Here is a 21761-nt window from a genome sequence, read left to right as displayed (position 1 = left end):
CCCGGCCTGCAAGACAATAAAACCCCGCGTTTTGCCTGCGGGGTTTTTTATTTTCCACTCCTGACACCCGTCCCGCTTTTTATCTCCTCTCTATCTGCGATAATTACGCCAATGGCTCTGCAGAGGAAAACACCATGGATTACGAATTTCTGCGCGATATCACCGGAGTGGTGAAAGTGCGTATGTCGATGGGCCACGAGGTGGTCGGGCATTGGTTTAACGAAGAAGTGAAAGAAAATCTCGCCCTGCTCGACGAAGTCGAAGACGCTGCGCAAACCGTAAAAGGCAGCGAGCGATCCTGGCAGCGCGTCGGACATGAATACACCCTCTGGATGGACGGGGAAGAGGTCATGGTGCGCGCCAATCAGCTTGAGTTTTCAGGCGATGAGATGGAAGAGGGGATGAGCTACTACGACGAAGAGAGCCTGTCGCTGTGCGGCGTGGAGGACTTTTTGCAGGTGGTAGCGGCGTACCGTGATTTCATGAAACAGAAGTAAATCAGCAGAGCTTCCTTGCTCCCCGTGCGCTTTACACGGCCGGAATATTGCGGCCGTAGTAGATTTCGCGCATCTCTTTCCAGAGCAGGTCGGTAATTTCCTTCCGCTCCTCTTCGCTTAAATCTTCTGGCCTGGTGTGGAACATGTAATGCTTCAGGTCGAATTCCTTCAGTAACATCTTGGTGTGGAAGATGTTTTCCTGATAGACGTTCACATCCATCATGTCATACAGCGCCTTCATGTCCTCGGACATAAAGTTCTGAATCGAATTGATCTCATGATCGATAAAATGCTTCATGCCGTTGATATCACGGGTGAAACCGCGCACGCGATAGTCCACGGTGACAATATCTGATTCCAGCTGGTGGATGAGATAGTTCAGCGCATTCAGCGGTGAAATCACCCCACAGGTGGAGACCTCGATGTCAGCGCGGAAGGTACACAGCCCGCCTTCCGGGTGGCTTTCAGGATAGGTGTGCACGCAGATATGGCTCTTATCGAGATGGGCGACCACCGCCTCGGGCAGCGGGCCAGGGTGCTCGGTGGGATCGATAAGCTGCGGGTCGATCGGCTCTTCGCTCACGAGGATCGTGACGCTGGCACCCTGCGGTTCATAGTCCTGACGCGCAATGTTCAGAATATTGGCCCCGATGATGGAGCAGGTTTCTGACAGGATCTCGGTCAGGCGGTTGGCATTGTAGAGTTCATCGATATAGGCGATATAACCATCGCGCTCCTCCGCTGTTTTCACGTAGCAGATATCGTAAATACAAAAACTCAGGCTTTTGGTCAGGTTGTTAAAGCCATGCAGTTTCAGCTTTTTCAATTTAGTTCACCCCCTTAGAGGACAGCGCGTCTTGCAGATATTGTGGCAGGGCAAAGGCCGCCGTGTGGACTGCCGGATTATAGTAGCGGCATTTCAGGCCTGCCTGATGGAAGCGTGCCTGGATTATTTCGGTCGACAGATGGCGTAGCGCCCCGTTATCCGTCGCCCAGGCAAAGGTCATAATGCCGCCGTAGTAGGTCGGGATCGCCGCCTGATAGAAGCTGACGTCATCAAAATAGGTGCTCAGCTTGCGATGGCTGTCGAGGGCTTCGTCCTGTTGCAGGAAACAGACGCCGTTTTGCGCCACGAAAATCCCGCCAGGGTTCAGGCAGCGTTTGCAGCCTTCGTAGAAGGACGAGGTGAAGAGCGTCGCGCCCGGCCCGATGGGATCGGTGCAGTCGGAGATGATCACATCGAAGGTCTGGCGGGTCTGATTAACAAAATTAACGCCGTCGTCAATCACCAGCGTAAAACGCGGATCGTCGTAGCTGCCTGCATTGTGGTTTGGCAGGTACTGGCGACAGAAAGAGACCACACCGGCGTCGATCTCGACCATCGTAATACTCTCGACGGTTTTATGGCGGGAGACTTCGCGCAGCATTGCGCCGTCGCCGCCGCCGATAATCAGCACGTGTTTCGCGTGCCCGTGCGCCAGCAGCGGCACATGGGTCATCATTTCGTGATAGATAAACTCATCGCGCTCGGTGGTTTGCACCACGCCGTCCAGTGCCATGACGCGCCCGAACGCGGCGTTCTCGAAAATGATCAGATCCTGATGATCGGTCTTCTCATGATAAAGCACGTTATCAACGGCAAAGTACTGACCAAACTGGTCATGCAGCGTTTCATGCCACAAGGTGTTATCGGTCACAGGCTGATACCTCCTTTGTTAACATCCATTACACCCACGCAAAATGGGCGCAACATCATAGCCAACAACGACCGCGCATGCACGGCCATCATTGCAACAAAGGGGCGTCGGGAAGGGTTACTTCACGTAGGCGAGCAGGCTCAGCGAATCGCGGGCCAGCGCTTTGCATTTTTTCGCGACAGGAATGCCAATGCCGCTTAAATCGCGGTAACTGTCTTCACCGAGCGCCTTCATGTCAAAGCTATCGTAGTTGCTGAGATCCCATTGATTCTGCTGGGCAAAAAAAACCAGTGCGCGACGAATCTGCCCGTTAGGTAAATTCTGGTATCCACAATCGTTTTTCAGGAAAACAAAAACTGCCGTCAGATCGGCCATATCTTCCGCTTCGTTTTCACTCAGCGCATAACTGTTCGCACTCATCGCCACCAGGCTGGCGAACAAAATTGTCCTGAAAAACGTCTTCATTGCTTTTACCACTGCGTCACGGAAATTAAACGTTAGCATACTTGATACCAGCGCGACGACCTTTATTATTGCCGCTTTACTTGACCTTCTCCCAAGGGGAGGGTTTAAGCTCAAAATATCGCCTGCACGGAAAAAAGGAATGAACATGCAACGTCGTGATTTTTTGAAATATTCAGCCGTACTGGGGGCTGCCAGCGCGTTACCTTTATGGAGCCGCGCCGCATTCGCCGCCGACAGACCCACCCTCCCCATCCCTGATTTACTGACTGCCGACGCCCGCAGTCGCATCCAGTTAATGGTTCAGTCGGGAAAATCGACCTTTGGCGCGCATCAGGCCACCACATGGGGATATAACGGTAATTTGCTCGGTCCGGCGCTTCAGCTTTCCCGGGGCAAACCGGTGACGGTGAATATTCATAATACCCTTGCGGAAGAGACGACGTTGCACTGGCATGGCCTGGAGGTTCCCGGCGAGGTCGACGGTGGCCCGCAAGGGGTGATCAAAGCGGGCGGTGAGCGCACGGTGACCTTTACCCCTGACCAGCACGCGGCGACCTGCTGGTTCCATCCCCATCAGCACGGCAAAACCGGGCATCAGGTGGCGATGGGGCTGGCGGGGCTGGTGCTCATTGAAGACGACGAAAGCCGGATGCTGCGTCTGCCAAAACAGTGGGGCATCGACGATGTGCCGGTGATCGTACAGGACAAGAAATTTACCGCTGAGGGGCAGATTGACTATCAGCTCGACGTGATGAGCGCCGCCGTCGGCTGGTTTGGCGACACGCTCCTCACCAACGGGGCGATTTATCCGCAGCATTCAGCGCCACGAGGCTGGCTGCGCCTGCGCTTGCTCAACGGCTGTAACGCGCGCTCTCTCAACTTTGCCACCAGCGACCAGCGTCCAATGTACGTGGTGGCGAGCGACGGCGGGCTGCTGGCTGAGCCGGTGAAAGTCAGCGAGCTGCCGATGCTGATGGGTGAGCGTTTCGAAGTGCTGGTGGATATCAGCGACGGGAAACCGTTTGACCTCATTACGCTCCCGGTGAGTCAGATGGGGATGGCCGTTGCGCCGTTCGATAAGCCGCATCCGGTGCTGCGCATTCAGCCGCTGCGGGTGACGGCCTCCGGCACGCTGCCGGATACGCTGGCGGCCATGCCTGCGATGCCGTCCCTCGACGGATTAACCCAGCGCAAACTCCAGCTGTCGATGGACCCCATGCTCGACATGATGGGCATGCAGGCATTGATGAACAAATATGGCGATCAGGCGATGGCGGGCATGCACCACGGCCAGTCGATGGGGCATATGAATATGGACCACGGCAAGATGGGCAACATGGGCCATATGAATCACGGCGGCGGGAAAGGGTTTGATTTCCATAACGCCAACCGTATCAACGGCCAGGCCTTTGATATGAACACCCCGATGTTTGCGGCCAGCAAGGGCCAGTACGAACGCTGGGTGATTTCAGGCGAGGGCGACATGATGCTGCATCCGTTCCACATTCACGGCACGCAGTTCCGCATTATCTCCGAGAACGGCAAAGCGCCGGCGGCACATCGAACGGGCTGGAAAGATACGGTGCGGGTGGAGGGCGGAGTCAGCGAAGTGCTGGTGAAGTTTGAGCATGACGCGCCGAAGGAGTTTGCCTATATGGCCCACTGCCATCTGCTGGAACATGAAGATACGGGGATGATGCTAGGATTTACGGTGTAAAAAAGCCGGGCGGCGTTTTCGCCTTACCCGGCCAGAGTTCTAAAAACGGCAACCCGAAGGTTGCCGTTTTGCATTTCACTCACATCTACTTCACATCATCCGGCAACGCATACGCGACGATATAGTCGCCCATCTTCGTGCCAAATGACCCGTGACCGCCCGCGGAGATGACAACGTACTGCTTGCCATTCGCTTCGTAGGTCATCGGTGTGGCTTGTCCACCGGCCGGCAGACGGCCTTGCCACAGTTTCTCACCGTTAGTCATGTTGTACGCGCGCAGGTAGTTATCTGCGGTTGCCGCGATGAACAGAACGTTTCCGGCAGTAGAGATCGGGCCGCCGAGCATCGGCATACCCATATTGAACGGAACAGGAACCGGCATCGGGAACGGCATGCTGTCCTGTGGCGTACCAATACGTTTTTTCCATACTACCTGGTTCGTTTTCAGATCCAGCGCGGAGATGTAACCCCAGGCAGGCTGTTTACACGGCAGGCCAAACGGAGAGAGGAACGGGTTCAGCGTAACGCCATACGGCACGCCGTACTGCGGCTGAATACCGGCTTCGGTACCGCTGCCTTTCGCGTCTTTCGGCTGCTCCATCGGGTTACCAGGACCGCGTGGGATCAGCTTCGAGACAAACGGCAGCGCCATCGGGTTGGCAATCGCCACCTGACGGTTTGGATCGACCGAGATACCGCCCCATTCAAACATCCCCAAGTTACCCGGGAAGACCAGCGTGCCCTGCTCAGACGGCGGGGTGAAGATGCCTTCATAGCGCAGCTGATGGAACATCACGCGGCACACCAGCTGATCGAACATCGTGGCGCCCCACATGTCCGCGCCGGTCAGATCTTTCTTCGGACGGAAGCTCAGGTCAGAGAACGGCTGCGTTTTCGAAACGTAGTCGCCTTTCGCTGCGCCCTGCGGTACCGGTTTTTCCGGAGCCGGAACCACCAGTTTGCCGTTAGAACGGTCGAGCACGAAGATGTTGCCGGTTTTCGCTGGCGCGTAGATGACCGGAACAGTTTTCCCGTTGACGGTAATGTCGGCCAGCGTTGGCTGGGACGGCATATCCATATCCCACAGATCGTGGTGAACGGTTTGATAGCTCCAGGCCAGTTTCCCGGTCGTTGCGTTCAGCGCCACGATGGCACTCGCGTAACGCTCCTGCTCTGGCGTACGGTTCCCGCCCCAGATATCCGGCGTGGTCACGCCCATCGGCAGATAGACCAGGTCCAGCTTCGCGTCATACGCTGCCGGTGCCCAGGAGTTCGGTGAGTTAAAGGTAAAGGTGTGTTCATCCGACGGGATGGCGTTAGGATCTTTCGCGCCCGGATCGAAGGCCCACAGCAGTTTGCCGGTGTTCACGTCGAAACCACGAATCACACCCGAGGTTTCACGGGTAGAGAAGTTATCCGTGACAGAACCGGCAATGACGATGGTTTTATCGGTGATGATCGGCGGCGACGTCGGCTCGTACAGGCCCGGCGTGGTATCCGGCATATTGGTCTGCAGGTTGAGGATACCTTTGTTGGCAAAGGTTTCGCACAGCTTGCCGGTTTCGGCGTTGATCGCAAACAGACGGCCATCGTTCACCGGCAGCATGATACGGCGAGGACAATCAGCCACCACGTCCGGGCTGGCGTTGTCCGCGCGCGCTTCGTGGTAAGAGACGCCACGACAGGTCACGTGCTGGAAGGAGGTGTTGGTGTTCAGCTGCGGATCAAAGTGCCATTTTTCCTTACCGGTCGACGCATCCAACGCGAACAGACGCTGGTGAGCGGTACACAGGTACAGCATGTCGCCCACTTTGATCGGGGTGACTTCGTTGGTCAGCTCACCCGGATCGTTCGGCTGCTTCAGATCGCCGGTACGGAACGTCCAGGCTTCTTTCAGGTTTTTCACGTTATCGGCGTTGATTTGCTTCAGCGGCGAGTAACGTTGTCCTTCCTGATTGCGCCCATACGCCGGCCAGTCGCCGTCAGCCACCTGAGAAATGGCGGCGGCAGGCGTGGAATCGGCACTCAGGGTACCTTTCACTTCCTGCGGATCGTTAAATCCGGCCCAGGTCAGAATGCCACCGGTGATGAGCAACGCCACGACCAGTGCCGCAACCGCACCGCTGGACGGCACCAGCAGGCGACGCCAGACGAAGGGCAAGATCAGCCAGATACCAAAGAAGACGAGAATGTCGCTACGCGGCGTGAGCGCCCAGAAATCGAAGCCGACCTCCCAGACACCCCAGATCATGGTTGCGAGCAGAAGTGCTGCGTAAAGCCACAGCGCGGAACGTTTACGCCGCAAAAGCAGGACGGTCACAGCAATCATGACCAGGCCCGCAATCGGGTAGTACCAGGAGCCGCCAAGCGCGACCAGCCATACGCCACCGATTAACAGATACAGCGCGCAGAATGCGGCAAAAGCGGCTGTTAACGTTACCAGTAGACGCGGCTGTTGAGATTTTATTTCAGCCATAGAAAAGTACTCTGTAGTTTGTTAATTATTTGATAGCAATTAATTATAGGTATTAACAAGTGTGATCGGAATCACAAAATGAGCTTTTTGTAACTCATGCGCCAGGCGAATCCATTTGCTGGTATACTGCCGTACTTGTGAATCATTGCCGGACGTATCTGCATCCGCAGTGATAGATTGGTTTTAAATCATACGGTTAGTAATATGAAACATAGTGTTGAAGTGATGATCCCGGAAGCGGAGATCAAAGCGCGTATCGCCGAACTGGGTCGTCAAATCACCGAACGTTATCAGGAAAGCGGCAGCGATATGGTGCTGGTGGGTCTGCTGCGCGGCTCATTCATGTTCATGGCAGACCTGTGCCGTGAAGTTCAGGTGTCCCATGAAGTGGATTTCATGACCGCGTCCAGCTACGGTAGCGGTATGTCGACCACCCGTGACGTGAAAATCCTGAAAGATCTGGATGAAGATATTCGCGGCAAGGATGTGTTAATCGTAGAGGATATTATCGACTCCGGTAACACGCTCTCTAAAGTGCGCGAGATCCTGAGCCTGCGCGGCCCGAAATCCCTGGCGATCTGCACCCTGCTGGATAAACCGACTCGCCGTGAAGTTGACGTCCCGGTTGAATTTGTTGGTTTCTCAATTCCAGACGAGTTCGTGGTGGGTTACGGCATCGATTACGCACAGCGTTATCGCCATCTGCCGTATGTCGGGAAAGTGGTACTGCTGGACGAGTAATCTCAGCGGGCTAGCCCGGAAGCGCTGTGCTGACCGGGCCTGTAAAGCGTGAACGGCACATCTTAAGGCCGGGTAAGGCGAAGCCGCCGCCCGGCTTTTTTGCAGGTTATTTGTGGTTAACGTGCTTGAGCTTCAGGTTGGCAATCCCGGAACGGTAGCGCTGCTCCAGGGTTTCGCGATTGGTGGCGGTCACTTCCAGATTGCGCAGCAATCCATCATGGATACCGTACGCCCAGCCGTGAACGGAGACTTTCTGCCCGCGCTTCCATGCTGACTGCATGATGGTGGAGTGGCCAAGGTTATAGACCTGCTCCATCACATTAAGCTCGCACAGGGTGTCGAGGCGACGCTCCTGCGGCATTTCGCCCAGCAGTGAGCTATGTTTGAACCAGATATCGCGAATATGCAGCAGCCAGTTGTCGATCAGCCCCAGCTCCGGGTTTTCGACCGCCGCCTGCACACCACCGCAGCCGTAATGGCCGCAGATAATAATGTGCTCAACTTCCAGCACATCAACCGCGTACTGCACGACGGAAAGGCAATTGAGATCGGTGTGAATGACCAGGTTTGCGACGTTACGGTGAACGAACAGTTCACCCGAATCAAGGCCTGTCAGGCGTTCCGCCGGGACGCGGCTGTCAGAGCATCCAATCCATAAAAAACGTGGATTCTGCGCCTTCGCCAGCTTCTCAAAAAATCCCGGGTCCTCTTCTACCAGCATTTTTGACCATAGTGCATTGTTGCTGATGAGTGTATCTATGTCATTCATAGAGGTTAACGACCTGTAACCGAGTAATAGCGTTGCGCTAATATAGGGTAACTCGACTTTTATTGAAACCACACAACGTGTGTCAGAACTATAGGTAAGTTTAATTCATGACTATCGCACTTGAGCTTAAGCAGCTTAAAAAAGTCTATCCGGGCGGCGTTCAGGCGCTGCGCGGAATTGATTTGCAGGTCGAAGCGGGGGATTTCTACGCCCTGCTGGGGCCGAATGGCGCGGGGAAATCCACGACCATCGGCATCATCAGCTCGCTGGTGAACAAGTCTTCGGGCAGCGTCGCGGTGTTTGGCTACGATCTCGAAAAAGATGTGGTCAACGCCAAACGTCAGCTGGGGCTGGTGCCGCAGGAATTTAACTTCAACCCGTTTGAAACCGTGCAGCAAATTGTGGTGAATCAGGCGGGTTACTACGGCGTAGAACGTCAGGACGCCATCGAGCGCAGCGAAAAGTACCTCAAACAGCTCGATCTGTGGGAAAAACGCGGCGAACGTGCGCGTATGCTCTCCGGCGGGATGAAGCGCCGTCTGATGATCGCCCGCGCCCTGATGCACGAGCCAAAACTGCTGATCCTTGATGAGCCAACGGCAGGCGTGGATATCGAACTGCGCCGCTCGATGTGGGGTTTCCTTAAAGATTTGAACGACAAAGGCACCACCATCATTCTGACCACCCACTACCTCGAAGAAGCTGAAATGCTGTGCCGCAATATCGGCATCATTCAGCGCGGTGAGCTGGTGGAAAACACCTCGATGAAGAACCTGCTGTCCAAGCTGAAGTCCGAAACCTTTATCCTCGATCTGGCGGCCAAAAGCCCGCTGCCGAAGCTGGAGGGCTATCAGTATCGTCTGGTAGACACGTCGACGCTGGAAGTGGAAGTCCTGCGCGAGCAGGGCATTAACAGCGTCTTTGCGCAGCTGAGCGCGCAGGGCATTCAGGTATTAAGTATGCGTAACAAAGCTAACCGACTGGAAGAACTGTTTGTCTCGCTGGTCCAGGATAAACAAGGAGAGCAGGCATGATGCATCTTTACTGGGTGGCGCTAAAAAGTATCTGGGCCAAAGAGATTAACCGCTTTATGCGCATTTGGGTGCAAACTCTGGTGCCGCCGGTGATCACCATGACGCTCTATTTCATCATCTTCGGGAATCTGATTGGCTCCCGTATTGGTGAAATGCATGGCTTTACCTATATGCAGTTTATCGTGCCGGGGCTGATCATGATGGCGGTGATCACCAACGCCTATGCCAACGTGGCGTCGTCGTTTTTCAGCGCGAAGTTCCAGCGTAATATTGAAGAACTGCTGGTGGCCCCGGTGCCAACGCACGTCATCATCGCCGGTTATGTGGGCGGCGGCGTAGCGCGCGGGCTGGCGGTAGGGATTCTGGTGACGGCTATCTCGCTGTTCTTTGTCCCGTTCCAGGTGCATTCATGGATGTTCGTGGCGCTGACCCTGCTGATGACCGCGATCCTGTTCTCGCTGGCAGGCCTGTTGAACGCGGTGTTTGCGACCACTTTCGATGACATCAGCCTGATCCCGACCTTTGTTCTGACGCCGTTGACCTATCTCGGTGGGGTGTTCTACTCCCTGACGCTGCTGCCACCGTTCTGGCAGGCGCTGTCGCACCTGAACCCGATTGTCTACATGATCAGCGGCTTCCGCTTTGGCTTCCTCGGCATTACTGACGTGCCGCTGTTTACCACCGTTATCGTCCTCGCCGTCTTCATCATCGCTTTCTATATTCTGTGCTGGTATCTGATTCAGCGCGGACGTGGATTGCGCAGCTAAGCCGCATCCCCGGCAGCACTCTGCCTGCCGGGGCATTTTCTTTGATAGTTATCACCATAAATTAATCTTCACTCCGCTAAACTACTTTCCCCTAAAGGAGAGACGCTATGTTGGGTTGGGTGATTACCTGTCATGATGACGATGCCCAGGCAATGATCGATCGCCTGGAAAAAAAATTGGGTCCGCTGCCTCAGTGCCGGGCGGTGAACTACTGGCGCGGGCTGAGCACCAACATGCTAAGCCGTATGATGTGCGATGCGCTGCATGAGACGGATACCGGTGAGGGCGTCATTTTTATGACCGACAAATCGGGCGCTGCGCCGTATCGCGCCGCCGCGTTGTTGAGTCACAAGCATGAAAACTGTGAAGTGATTTCCGGGATTAACTACGCATTGCTGGAGATGATGTATCCGCTGCGCGAAACGCTGAGCAGCGCCGAGTTCCGCGATACGCTGGTCGGGCAGGAGATCCCCGGCGTCAGCAGCCTCTGGCATCAGCAGCAGAAAAACCCGCCTTTTGTCCTGCTCCACGATCTGTATAAGAATTAAACATTGGTATTGATGTCGCTTTTGCTACAATGGCGACTGATTTTTAGTGTCGATAATAATCCCATGTTTATACGTGTTTTTTCCCTTCTGTTGCTGCTGGTCTCCGGCGGCGTCTCTTCCAGTTTATTAAGCCAGCAGGGCTTACCCGCTCAATATATGCAAACCACTGAAGATGCGGCGATCTGGGCGCAGGTGGGCAACGAGGTTGTTAACGTCGGCAATGTGCGCGCGGGGCAGATTCTTGCGGTCGTTCCTACGGCAGCAGACTATTACGAATTTCGCTTCGGCTTTGGCACCGGGTTTATCGACAAAGGCCATCTGGAAAAGGTGCAGGGGAAACAGCGCGTTCAGGACAGCCTGGGCGATCTCAATAAGCCGCTCAGTAACCAGAATCTGATCACCTGGAAAGACACCCCGGTGTATAACGCACCCAACAGCGGCAGCGCCCCGTTTGGTACGCTGAGTTCAAACCTGCGCTATCCCATTCTCAGCAAGCTGAAAGACAGACTCAACCAGACCTGGTTTCAAATCCGCATGGGCAACCGTCTGGCGTGGATCAGCAGCCTGGATGCGCAGGAAGACAGCGGTATTCCGGTGATCACCTATCACCATATTTTGCGCGACGAAGAGAACACCCGTTTCCGCCACACCTCCACGACCACCAGCGTGCGCGCCTTTAACAACCAGATGACCTGGCTGCGCGATCAGGGTTACACCACGCTGACGCTCTATCAGCTGGAAGGCTACGTGCGCAATAAAATGAACCTGCCGGCCCGCGCGGTGGTGATTACCTTTGACGATGGTCTGAAGTCGGTCAACCGCTACGCGTGGCCGATTCTGAAGCAGTACGGCTTTAAGGCGACGGCGTTTATCATCTCGTCGCGAATCAAAGGCCATCCGCAGAAGTGGGACCCGAAATCGCTGCAGTTTATGAGCGTGTCGGAGCTGAAAGAGATTCAGGATGTGTTTGATATCCAGTCGCACACCCACTTCCTGCACCGCGTCGATGGCAATAAACATCCTATTTTGTTGAGCCGTAGCTACCACGTCATTCTGTTTGATTTTGAACGCTCGCGGCGCTCGCTGGCACAGTTCAACCCGCGCGTGCTCTATCTCTCGTATCCGTTCGGCGGTTACGATGACAAAGCGGTGAAAGCGGCGAACGACGCCGGTTTTCATCTGGCGGTGACGACGGTAAAAGGGAAGGTGAAACCGGGAGATAATCCGTTCTTACTTAAACGCCTGTATATCTTAAGAACGGATTCGCTGGAGACAATGTCGCGGCTGATCAGCAATCAGCCGCAGGGGTAACATCAGGCAACCTGAACCGGTACGGCTTTCGCGGTACGTTTCATCTCGTTGTCGCCGTCAAAATAGGCCACTTTAGGCTGCCAGCTGCGCGCCTGTTCGTCCGGCATGGTGACGTAGGTGGCGATAATCAGGATATCGCCCACGTCAGCACAGTGTGCCGCCGCGCCGTTGACGGAGATGATTTTTGAGCCGCGCTCACCGGCAATCGCATAGGTAGAGAAGCGTTTGCCGTTGGTTACGTTGTAAATATCAATGGCTTCGTATTCGAGAATACCCGCCGCCTCAAGGAAATCCTGGTCAATCGCGCAGGAACCTTCGTAATGCAGGTCTGCCTGCGTCACTTTGACGCGGTGAAGCTTACCTTGCAGCATTGTGCGAATCATAACGTTACCTTTACTCTTCATGCAGTCCCTCTCCGGCTGGAGAGGGCAGGGTGGGGGGAAACATTCCCCAGGCAAATATTAGCGCAGTATTGCCCGATTTTTAGTCGCTGTCTACTGCGTCAGCTCAACCACTTTGTTGTCGATGAGGCGCGCCTGACCGAGCCATGCGGCCACCAGAATCACCGCGCGTTTGCTGGTGTCTGAAAGCGCCAGCAGCGTGTCCGCATCGCGGATTTGAACGTCGTCGGCACGCAGCCCTTTTTCGTTCAGCTCCTGTTCCGCGATAGCGATAATCTCTTCCGCCGTCAGTTCGTTAGCTTCCAGCTTCTCCGCCATCGCATTCATGACTTTGCTCAGCGCCGGCGCGATTTTGCGCTGGTCAGCGGTCAGATACCCGTTGCGTGAGCTAAGCGCCAGACCGTCTTTGGCGCGCACAATCGGCACGCCGACGATCTCAATGTCGTAGCCCATGTCTGCGACCATTTTGCGAATCAGGGCCAGCTGCTGGAAATCCTTCTCGCCAAAGCAGGCGATATCCGGCTGCACCAGGTTGAAGAGCTTGCTGACGATGGTCGAAACGCCGCGGAAATGCCCCGGACGGCTGGCCCCTTCGAGCATGGTCGAAATGCCCGGCACATCGACGAAGGTCGCCCCTTCGGTACCCTGCGGATAAATATCGTCAGGCGTGGGTGAGAAGACGAAATCCACATGGTGTTTTTTGAGCTTTTCACAATCTTCCTGCAGCGTGCGCGGGTAGCGCGCCAGATCGTCGGCACGGTCGAACTGCATCGGGTTAACGAAAATCGTCACCACGACGACATCGGCGCGGGCTTTCGCTTCGTCGACCAGTTTCATGTGGCCATCATGCAGATTGCCCATGGTCGGGACCAGGGCGATACGTTTACCCTCCTGACGCAGGCGGCGAATGTGCTGACGCAGCAGTGGCAAGGTTTCAATGATTAGCACAATGAGACTCCTTAATGGAAACTGTGTTCTTCAGCCGGGTAAACACCGGATTCGACGTCGGCAATATACTGCCTGACCGCAGCGCGCATGTCGCCCGCGGTGCTTAGGAAATTCTTCGCAAATTTAGGGATGTGGCCGCCGGTGATGCCGAAAGCGTCGTGCATCACCAGGATTTGCCCGTCGGTCACGTTGCCTGCGCCAATGCCAATTACGGGGATTGAGAGCGCTTCGGTGACGCGTTTGGCCAGTTCAACGGGCACACACTCCAGCACCAACAGCTGCGCACCGGCGGCTTCCAGCGCCAGCGCGTCGTCCAGCAGCGTTTGTCCTGCTTCGCCGCGACCCTGAACTTTATATCCGCCGAAGATATTCACCGATTGCGGCGTTAAACCGAGATGGCCGCAAACCGGCACCGCGCGCTCGGTCAGTTTTTTCACGGTGTCGACCAGCCAGGCTCCGCCTTCGATTTTCACCATATTGGCGCCTGCGCGCATCACGGCGGCGGCATTTTCGAAGGCTTGTTCTGGCGTGGCATAGGCCATGAAAGGCAGGTCGGAAAGCAGCAGGCACTCCGGCGCACCGCGACGAACGGCGCGGGTATGGTAAGCAATATCTTCTACTGTCACTGGCAGGGTGGAATCATGTCCTTGTACCGTCATCCCTAACGAGTCGCCGACCAGCATGACCTTAATGCCTTCGTCGGCAAACAGCTTCGCGAAGCTGTAGTCATAGGCGGTGATCGTGGCGAAGCGTTTTTTTTCCTGTTTGCATTTCTGCAATAAGGCGATGGTGGTTGGTTTCATAATGTTTCCTGATAGCCCAAAACGAATCTTTGCGCATTCTAACAGTAACATTCGGGGGAACAATGATTTTAGGCAACCGATTAACACCAATTATTTTAGGGGTTATCAGCAAAATAACGGGATTACCAGAGGGCGGGTTTTTCGGCGTTGAGCTGTTGCAAAATCGCCTGCAGCGATTCACCGTTGGGGAAGGTTAATTCAGGGGCGACTTCCCACAGCGGCCAGAGCATAAAACCGCGATTTTTCATGTCGTAATGCGGCACCGTCAGGCGGTCCGTATTTATGACTTCATCACCGAACAGCATGATATCGAGATCCAGCGTGCGCGGTCCCCAGCGTTCTGCTTTACGCTGGCGGCCCTGCTGAAGCTCAATACGCTGGGTGTTATCCAGCAAGGTTTCGGCATCGAGGGATGTTTCAAGCACCACGGCGGCGTTCAGGTAATCAGGCTGATCCTGCGGTCCGAGCGGCGGCGTGCGGTAAAACGCAGAAACCTTCACGAGGCGGCTCTGTGGGATCTCGCTTAACGCCTGAACGGCAGCATTAACCTGCTCCAGAGGAGAGGCCAGATTGCTGCCGATGGCGATATACGCAAGGGTCATGCGCTGCCTTCGCGGCGCGGGGCGCGCTTGCGTGGGCGACGATGACGGCGACGCGGTTCTGGCTCTTCATCCAGATTGGTGAGCATTCCTTTCTGTTCCGGCGGAGCGGAAACCTGGAATTCGCCCCACCACTGGGCCAGACTTTGCAGCTCTTTGTTGTTCTCGATCTCAGCGCGCAGCGCCAGCAGATCGTAAGCCGCGCGGAATTTCGGATGTTCCATCAGCTTCCACGCACGCTTGCCCTGACGGCGAGACATGCGTAATTGCAGCTGCCAGATATCGCGAACCAGGGTGGTGATTCGCTTAGGAATCGCCAGCGTACGGCAGGCTTCGTCCAGCACGTCGTTGGCGGCCAGCGCGAAAGCATCGTAATAGGCCAGGCCGCTTTCCTGAGCAATTTTCTGCGCAGTTTCGAGCAGCGGATACCAGAACATCGCCGCGAACAGGAACGCCGGGTTCACACGCATATCGTTATGAATGCGGGTGTCAGTGTTTTTCAGCACCTGAGCGATAATGCGCTCCATCGGGCTGTCACCGCTTTCGGTGAAGTAGCGCACGATGGTCGGGAACAGCGGCTGGAAAAGGCTGTTTTCGCGCAGCAGTTTATAGGTTTCATACCCATAACCGGCTTGCAGCATTTTCAGCGCTTCTTCGAACAGACGCGCCGGTGGCACGTCGTTGATAAGCGTTGCCAGACGCGGAATCGGCTCAGCGGTCTCTGGGCTTATCTGCATATTCAGCTTGGCGGCAAAGCGCACGGCGCGCAGCATACGCACCGGATCTTCGCGGTAGCGAGTTTCAGGATTGCCAATCAGGCGAATCACGCCCTCTTTCAGGTCCTGTACGCCGCCCACGAAATCACGCACCGTGAAATCGGCCACGCTGTAGTAAAGGCTATTGATGGTGAAATCGCGACGCTGGGCATCTTCTTCGATGGAACCAAAGATGTTGTCACGCAGCAGCATGCCGTTCTGGCCACGCTGAGAGGTCGTGCGATCGGTTGGTGCGCCGGCTTCGTGGTGGCCACGGAAGGTTGCCACTTCGATAATTTCCGGACCAAACATCACGTGTGCAAGACGGAAACGACGGCCTACCAGACGACAGTTGCGGAATAATTTACGCACCTGTTCCGGTGTGGCGCTGGTCGTCACATCAAAATCTTTTGGTTTTTTGCCAAGCAGTAAATCGCGAACCCCGCCGCCCACGAGATAGGCCTCGTAGCCTGCTTTATTCAGACGATAGAGCACCTTGAGGGCATTTTCACTGATATCTTTGCGGGAAATAGTGTGCTGCTCACGCGGAATAACCGACATATGGGATTGAGCAATAGCGTCATTCGCTACGCTCTCATCGCGGCTTAGCACCTTACGGCAAAAATTAGCGACTCGAGTAAAAATAGTACACCTCGGTAGTGTGTTTCATATATTGGACAAAAAATTACACGTCATCTTTTATGCTGCCTCTGCGTTGGCTGCCTTCGCTCTCACGGGCCGTTTACAAGCGTAAACTCGCGGTGATTCACTCAGTTGCCGCCTTGATACAGCGGAGATGCTTCGTGTAAAAAGCGGCTAATCATAGCTCAGCGAGACGCATTTGAGAATGCTGGATTTTTGGCACGGTAGAGAGCGACCAGCCCTCGACGGCTTTTTTCAGCAATTCATCAACGGATAAATCCTGCCATTCATTGTTCACATTTTGGTTTAGAAATCGTAATGCGTCGATCAAAACGGGGCGCGGATCCCCGTCAGGCAGCGCGGGCGCGTGATTCTGCTTGGAAAGTTTATTCCCGTGTTCATTCAGCGCCAGCGGCAAATGAATATAGTCCGGAACCTTCCAGCCTAACTGCTGGTAGAGCGAAATTTGTCGCACTGTCGGTTCAATCAAATCTGCGCCGCGCACAATTTCTGTCACGCCCTGGAAATGATCGTCCACCACCACAGCAAGATTATAAGCAAATAAGCCATCGCGACGATGAATAATAAAATCTTCACGCGCCAGACGCTCATCGGCGTTAATTTCGCCGAGCAGTAAATCCTTAAAGCGGGTGACAGGATGATGCTGAAGCAGACGCACCGCCGCATTCTCCGGCCCGTTATTCAGGGTTCGGCAATGGCCGTCGTAGACGCCGCCTGCCTGCTGAATACGCGCACGGGTGCAGGTGCAGTAATAAGACAGCCCTTGCTCATACAGCCACGCCAGCTGTTCGCGGTAAGCCTCGTGGCGGTTTGACTGCCACAATACCTCTCCGTCCCAGTTCAAACCGTAATGTTCCAGCTGACGCAGGATGGTTTCTGCTGCACCGGGAACTTCACGAGGGGGATCAATATCTTCGATACGCACGCGCCAGAGGCCGTGCTGAGAACGCGCTTGCAGGTAGCTGCCGAGAGCGGCGATGAGCGAACCAAAGTGCAGCTCACCAGAGGGAGATGGCGCAAAGCGCCCGATATAGTCGGATTGAGGCATAGTCACAGCAGACAAAAAGTCACAAGGCGGGAGTGACTCCCGCCTTTATGATCGTTACGACAGAACAGGAATTAACCTGCCATCTGTTTTTCGCGGATTTCAGCCAGCGTTTTGCAGTCGATGCACAGATCGGCAGTCGGACGCGCTTCCAGGCGACGAATGCCAATTTCCACACCGCAGGACTCGCAGTATCCGAAATCTTCGTCCTCGACCTTCTTCAGCGTTTTCTCAATCTTTTTGATGAGTTTGCGTTCGCGGTCACGGTTACGCAGTTCGAGGCTGAACTCTTCTTCCTGAGCGGCACGGTCTACCGGGTCCGGGAAGTTTGCTGCTTCGTCTTGCATATGGGTAACAGTGCGATCGACTTCATCCCTAAGTTGATTACGCCATGCTTCAAGAATACGCTTGAAGTGAGACAGCTGGGCTTCGTTCATATACTCTTCGCCCGGTTTCTCTTGGTACGGCTCCACCCCAGCGATGGCGAGAATACTCAGGGACGATGTTTTACGGTTTTGCCCTTCTTGCATGTTGCTTCTCCTTAACACGCACTATCGATCCCCGTGTGGGGGAAAAATCAGGTCGCTATAAATAGCAGATGCTTTTCCGTAAGGCAATTATCTAAACGTAACACTTGACAAGCCTGTGAGGAAAAGCGTATTTGCGCACGCGGCCAGAACACCAAATCGTCATCTTCTAACCCCTTATAACACAACGGGGAGCGTCGACTTCAGAGTCATATTATCGGCAGAAAGTTCCGCTTTATAAGCGAAAACTTCTACCCCCTGCTTTTGTGCCTCATTCAACAATTGTGCGTACTTTGGGTCAATGTGGCGGGCGGGTGAGAATCGTTCAATCGCTGAATGCAACACGGCAAACAGCAATACGGCGCGCTTGCCCGCCGCCGCAACACTCATTAGCTCTCGCAGATGCTTTTGGCCGCGTAGCGTCACCGCATCCGGAAAGTAGCCATTATCCCTGTCTGCTAACGTCACTGATTTGACTTCAATATAGCACTCAGGGCGGTCATCCGCCTGTAGCATGAAGTCAATTCTGCTGCCTTCCTCGCCATATTTCACTTCGCCTTTCAGCGTGCTGTAACCCATAAGCTCTGGAATCAGCCCGGCGTCGATGGCCTCTTTCACCAGCGGGTTGGCGCGCTGGGTATTTACGCAGATAAAGGCGCCTTGCTGGGTCTCGGTAATTTCCCAGGTATGCGCATATTTACGCTTAAGATTGGCAGAGGTGGAGTACCAGACCGTATCGCCCGGCGTGGCGCAGCCCGTCATCGCGCCGGTGTTCGGGCAGTGCAACGTGAGATGCTCGCCCTCGGGGGTGATCACGTCGGCCAGAAAGCGCTTATAGCGCTGAATCAGGGTGGCTTGCTGTAAGGCAGGGCTAAACTTCATCATGAGTCCTTGATTATTCGCTTAACGTCCAGCGCGTCAGCGGCGTGTAGCGGGTGCGTCCCTGATGGAATACGGATTCGTAGAGGACAAATTCGGTCACCGGAAAGGCCCAGCTAAAGCCTGGGGCGGGAATGGCAACCGCATGCGCGGTATTACGCAGCAGGGTGAGGTGCGGGTGAAAGGGCTGCGGGCTTTGATAGCAGCCACTGCGAGCGGCCTGGGCGCGCAGCAGATTCGCCAGCTGCAACAATCCGCGCGGCGGCTGACGCGTCCCGAGCCACACCACGCGAGAGCGCAGCCACTGCCCGGCATCGTCCAGATTGAGGGTAAAACCCGGCTGGCGGATCCGCCCGGCCATCGCCGACAGCGCCTGCTGCTTTTCTGCGCTGACCTCGCCGAGAAACGCCAGCGTCAGGTGTAAGTTGGCAGCCGCAACCGGGCGGCCCGCTTCGGCCGGAAAATTCGCCGCGCGCCAGCGGACGATTTGCCGCTGAGCAGTGGCCGGTGGCTCAATGGCGAAAAACAGTCGTTTTGAATCAGACATAGGGGGGCTCGGTAATGATATGCGCCGATGCTACAATGTCCGCCGTCTAATGTTAACCCTCTGGAGCTGTTCGTGTCCTCATTGCCGGTCGCCGCCGTACTTCCCGAGCTACTTGCCGCGTTACAACATGCCCCTCAGATCCTGCTGAATGCGCCCACGGGTGCCGGTAAATCGACCTGGTTGCCGCTGCAGATCCTCAAAGAGGGGAATATTCCCGGAAAAATTCTTCTGCTGGAGCCGCGCCGACTGGCGGCCCGCAACGTGGCACAACGCCTCGCCGAACTGCTGAATGAAAAGCCGGGCGAAACGATCGGCTACCGCATGCGCGCCGAAACTTGCGTCGGCCCCGCGACGCGCCTCGAAGTGGTGACGGAGGGCATTCTCACCCGGATGCTGCAAAACGATCCGGAACTGAGCGGCGTGGGGCTGGTGATCCTCGATGAATTCCACGAACGCAGCCTGCAGGCCGATCTGGCGCTGGCGCTGCTGCTCGATGTTCAGCACGGGCTGCGCGACGATCTCAGGCTGCTGCTGATGTCGGCGACGCTCGACAACCCACGTCTGCAACAGATCCTTCCCGATGCACCGGTGATCGCCTCCGAAGGGCGGGCATTTCCCGTCGATCGCCGCTACCAGTCGCTGTCGGCGAACCAGCGCTTTGATGAGGCGGTCGCTATCGCTACCGCGGAGCTGTTGCGCCACGAGTCTGGCTCGCTGCTGCTCTTTTTACCAGGCGTCGGCGAAATTCAGCGTGTGCAGGAGAAACTGGCGCCACGCGTTGGCAGCGATGTGCTGCTCTGCCCGCTGTATGGCGCGCTGTCGCTGAACGAACAGCGTAAAGCGATCCTTCCGGCACCTGCCGGGCAGCGCAAGGTGGTGCTGGCGACCAACATTGCCGAAACCAGTTTAACGATCGAGGGCATTCGTCTGGTGGTCGATACGGCGCAGGAGAGGGTGGCGAGCTTCGATCCGCGCACCGGCCTGACCCGCCTGCTCACGCAGCGTATCAGCCAGGCATCCATGACACAGCGCGCTGGCCGCGCCGGACGCCTGGAGCCGGGGATTTGTCTGCACCTGACCAGCGCCGAGCAGGCGGAACGTGCGGCGACGCAGAGCACGCCGGAAATTCTGCAAAGCGATCTCTCCGGCCTGCTGCTGGAGCTGTTGCAATGGGGCTGCCCGGACCCGAGTCAACTGGCCTGGCTCGATCAGCCGCCTGCGGTGAATCTGGCGGCGGCGCGCAGGCTGCTTACTCAGCTTGGTGCGTTAGATAATGAACGCCTGACACCTCGCGGCCAGAAAATGGCGACCCTTGGCAACGAACCGCGTCTAGCGGCGATGCTGGTGGCGGCAAAAGAGGATGATGAAATCGCCACTGCCGCGAAGCTTGCGGCGATTCTGGAAGAGCCTCCGCGCGGCGGGAGCAGCGATTTGGCCTCGGCCTTTTCGCGCAATCAGCCCAACTGGCAGCAGCGCGCCCAGCGGCTTTGCCAGCGCCTGAACCGCCGTGGCGGAGCGCTGGACAGCGATCTGATCCCCGGCTTGCTGGCGCAGGCTTTCCCGGATCGCATCGCACGCAGGAGGGGCATCGATGGCCGCTACCAGCTGGCGAACGGCATGGGCGCGATGCTTGACAGCGATGACGCGCTCACTCGCCACGAATGGCTGATCGCGCCGCTGCTGTTGCAGGGCAGTTCGTCCCCGGACGCGCGAATTTTACAGGCGATAGCGGTGGATATCGACGCGCTCACACGCGTTTGCCCGCAGCTGTTGCAGCAGTCGGACACCATCGAGTGGGACGACGCGCAGGGCACCCTGAAAGCATTTCGCCGCAGCCAGATCGGCAAACTGACCGTCAGCGTTAAACCGCTGGCAAAACCGTCGGAAGACGAGCTGCATCAGGCGATGCTCAACGGTATTCGCGATAAAGGGCTGACTGTGCTGAACTGGACGCCGGAAGCGGAACAGTATCGCCTGCGCTTACACTGCGCCGCGCGCTGGCTGCCGGAGTACCCATGGCCCGAGGTGGACGACGATGCGCTGCTGGCCTCCCTGGAAACCTGGTTACTGCCAGAAATGGGCGGTGTGCACTCCCTGAAAGCGCTTAAATCACTGGATGTGAAGGCCGCGCTTGAGAATTTACTCGACTGGTCATTACGTCAACGACTGGTGAGTTCGCTCCCCTCGCATTACACTGTGCCGACCGGAAGCCGGATCGCCATTCGTTATCATGAGGATAATCCTCCGGCACTGGCGGTACGGATGCAGGAGATGTTTGGTGAAGCCACCACGCCGTCGATAGCCGACGGGCGCGTTCCACTGGTGCTGGAGCTGCTGTCGCCCGCCCATCGTCCATTGCAAATCACGCGCGATCTCGGTGCTTTTTGGGCCGGTAGTTATCGCGACGTGCAGAAAGAGATGAAAGGGCGTTATCCGAAACACGTCTGGCCGGACGATCCGGCGAATACCGCGCCGACGCGGCGGACGAAGAAGTATTCATAGGTTTTGAGAGATTTCTTCTTTCACCGTTGGGTGGAAGAAAAGAGAATCGGGCCGTTGCGCCTGGAATGTT

22 protein-coding genes are annotated in these 21761 nt (G+C 56.1%); 8 read left to right on the top strand and 14 right to left on the bottom strand.

The window, feature by feature from the left end; genetic code table 11:
* The first annotated feature begins 134 nt into the window (after window positions 1–134).
* A complete protein-coding gene (yacL, locus tag ETG88_RS11220; RefSeq protein WP_100777595.1) occupies window positions 135–497 on the top strand; it encodes a protein YacL in 363 nt (120 codons plus the stop codon).
* Window positions 498–528: 31 nt separating this feature from the next.
* Here yacL and speD read toward each other — a convergent pair whose 3' ends face one another.
* The 3 genes from speD to ETG88_RS11205 form a co-directional block, all read right to left on the bottom strand.
* Window positions 529–1323: an adenosylmethionine decarboxylase gene (gene speD, locus ETG88_RS11215; RefSeq protein WP_100777594.1), complete on the bottom strand. Its 795-nt coding sequence runs from the start codon at window positions 1321–1323 to the stop codon at window positions 529–531.
* 1 nt (window position 1324) lies between these two features.
* On the bottom strand, window positions 1325–2194 hold the full coding sequence (speE, locus tag ETG88_RS11210; RefSeq protein WP_100777593.1) for a polyamine aminopropyltransferase: 870 nt from the start codon (window positions 2192–2194) through the stop codon (window positions 1325–1327).
* A gap of 117 nt (window positions 2195–2311) precedes the next feature.
* Window positions 2312–2659 carry a YacC family pilotin-like protein gene (locus ETG88_RS11205; RefSeq protein WP_100780766.1) on the bottom strand — a complete coding sequence of 116 codons (348 nt, stop codon included), beginning with the start codon at window positions 2657–2659 and terminating at the stop codon, window positions 2312–2314.
* Window positions 2660–2804: 145 nt separating this feature from the next.
* Here ETG88_RS11205 and cueO point away from each other — a divergent pair, with 145 nt between their 5' ends.
* Complete coding sequence (gene cueO, locus ETG88_RS11200) at window positions 2805–4376, top strand: multicopper oxidase CueO (protein WP_129035412.1); 1572 nt, start codon at window positions 2805–2807, stop codon at window positions 4374–4376.
* Between the two features lie 85 nt (window positions 4377–4461).
* Here the strand turns inward: cueO and ETG88_RS11195 are convergent, their stop codons facing one another.
* Window positions 4462–6852: a glucose/quinate/shikimate family membrane-bound PQQ-dependent dehydrogenase gene (locus ETG88_RS11195; RefSeq protein WP_129035411.1), complete on the bottom strand. Its 2391-nt coding sequence runs from the start codon at window positions 6850–6852 to the stop codon at window positions 4462–4464.
* 204 nt (window positions 6853–7056) lie between these two features.
* On the opposite strand from ETG88_RS11195, the gene hpt reads away from it, so the two are divergent.
* On the top strand, window positions 7057–7593 hold the full coding sequence (gene hpt, locus ETG88_RS11190) for a hypoxanthine phosphoribosyltransferase (RefSeq protein ID WP_129035410.1): 537 nt from the start codon (window positions 7057–7059) through the stop codon (window positions 7591–7593).
* Between the two features lie 106 nt (window positions 7594–7699).
* On the opposite strand, the gene can is transcribed toward hpt, so the two are convergent.
* A complete protein-coding gene (can, locus tag ETG88_RS11185; RefSeq protein WP_095280808.1) occupies window positions 7700–8362 on the bottom strand; it encodes a carbonate dehydratase in 663 nt (220 codons plus the stop codon).
* Between the two features lie 107 nt (window positions 8363–8469).
* Between can and ETG88_RS11180 the strand changes: the two genes are divergently transcribed.
* From ETG88_RS11180 to ETG88_RS11165, 4 genes are all read left to right on the top strand, one after another.
* A complete protein-coding gene (locus tag ETG88_RS11180; protein WP_100777589.1) occupies window positions 8470–9396 on the top strand; it encodes an ABC transporter ATP-binding protein in 927 nt (308 codons plus the stop codon).
* Window positions 9393–10163 carry an ABC transporter permease gene (locus ETG88_RS11175; RefSeq protein WP_100777588.1) on the top strand — a complete coding sequence of 257 codons (771 nt, stop codon included), beginning with the start codon at window positions 9393–9395 and terminating at the stop codon, window positions 10161–10163. Before ETG88_RS11180 ends, ETG88_RS11175 begins: the two co-directional genes overlap by 4 nt.
* Before the next feature lie 107 nt (window positions 10164–10270).
* Window positions 10271–10711 carry a PTS sugar transporter subunit IIA gene (locus tag ETG88_RS11170; RefSeq protein WP_100777587.1) on the top strand — a complete coding sequence of 147 codons (441 nt, stop codon included), beginning with the start codon at window positions 10271–10273 and terminating at the stop codon, window positions 10709–10711.
* Window positions 10712–10774: 63 nt separating this feature from the next.
* A complete protein-coding gene (locus tag ETG88_RS11165) occupies window positions 10775–12022 on the top strand; it encodes a polysaccharide deacetylase family protein (protein ID WP_129035409.1) in 1248 nt (415 codons plus the stop codon).
* A 2-nt stretch (window positions 12023–12024) separates the two neighbouring features.
* On the opposite strand, the gene panD is transcribed toward ETG88_RS11165, so the two are convergent.
* The 9 genes from panD to thpR all read right to left on the bottom strand — a co-directional run bounded on the left by panD (window position 12025) and on the right by thpR (window position 19189).
* Entirely contained in the window at window positions 12025–12405 is a 381-nt protein-coding gene (panD, locus tag ETG88_RS11160) for an aspartate 1-decarboxylase (protein ID WP_095284178.1), read from the bottom strand.
* Between the two features lie 111 nt (window positions 12406–12516).
* Window positions 12517–13371 carry a pantoate--beta-alanine ligase gene (panC, locus tag ETG88_RS11155; protein ID WP_100777585.1) on the bottom strand — a complete coding sequence of 285 codons (855 nt, stop codon included), beginning with the start codon at window positions 13369–13371 and terminating at the stop codon, window positions 12517–12519.
* An 11-nt stretch (window positions 13372–13382) separates the two neighbouring features.
* Window positions 13383–14174, bottom strand: coding sequence for a 3-methyl-2-oxobutanoate hydroxymethyltransferase (panB, locus tag ETG88_RS11150; protein ID WP_123429473.1), 792 nt, complete (start codon window positions 14172–14174; stop codon window positions 13383–13385).
* A gap of 122 nt (window positions 14175–14296) precedes the next feature.
* Complete coding sequence (gene folK / locus ETG88_RS11145; protein WP_129035408.1) at window positions 14297–14776, bottom strand: 2-amino-4-hydroxy-6-hydroxymethyldihydropteridine diphosphokinase; 480 nt, start codon at window positions 14774–14776, stop codon at window positions 14297–14299.
* Window positions 14773–16173 (bottom strand): polynucleotide adenylyltransferase PcnB, encoded by a 1401-nt coding sequence (gene pcnB / locus ETG88_RS11140; RefSeq protein ID WP_100777582.1) that lies wholly within the window; start codon window positions 16171–16173, stop codon window positions 14773–14775. Before pcnB ends, folK begins: the two co-directional genes overlap by 4 nt.
* A gap of 175 nt (window positions 16174–16348) precedes the next feature.
* Window positions 16349–17239 (bottom strand): tRNA glutamyl-Q(34) synthetase GluQRS, encoded by an 891-nt coding sequence (gene gluQRS / locus ETG88_RS11135; protein ID WP_129035407.1) that lies wholly within the window; start codon window positions 17237–17239, stop codon window positions 16349–16351.
* Window positions 17240–17310: 71 nt separating this feature from the next.
* Window positions 17311–17766: an RNA polymerase-binding protein DksA gene (dksA, locus tag ETG88_RS11130; RefSeq protein WP_001155232.1), complete on the bottom strand. Its 456-nt coding sequence runs from the start codon at window positions 17764–17766 to the stop codon at window positions 17311–17313.
* A gap of 174 nt (window positions 17767–17940) precedes the next feature.
* Window positions 17941–18645 carry a DNA/RNA nuclease SfsA gene (gene sfsA, locus ETG88_RS11125; RefSeq protein ID WP_100777580.1) on the bottom strand — a complete coding sequence of 235 codons (705 nt, stop codon included), beginning with the start codon at window positions 18643–18645 and terminating at the stop codon, window positions 17941–17943.
* 13 nt (window positions 18646–18658) lie between these two features.
* Entirely contained in the window at window positions 18659–19189 is a 531-nt protein-coding gene (thpR, locus tag ETG88_RS11120) for an RNA 2',3'-cyclic phosphodiesterase (RefSeq protein WP_129035406.1), read from the bottom strand.
* A gap of 72 nt (window positions 19190–19261) precedes the next feature.
* On the opposite strand from thpR, the gene hrpB reads away from it, so the two are divergent.
* Window positions 19262–21691, top strand: a complete 2430-nt coding sequence (gene hrpB, locus ETG88_RS11115) for an ATP-dependent helicase HrpB (RefSeq protein WP_129035405.1) — start codon at window positions 19262–19264, stop codon at window positions 21689–21691.
* Window positions 21692–21761: the final 70 nt, after the last annotated feature.

This window comes from Lelliottia nimipressuralis, from assembly GCF_004115925.1.
Classification (GTDB): domain Bacteria; phylum Pseudomonadota; class Gammaproteobacteria; order Enterobacterales; family Enterobacteriaceae; genus Enterobacter; species Enterobacter nimipressuralis.
This window is presented reverse-complemented; position numbering and strand designations above follow the sequence as displayed.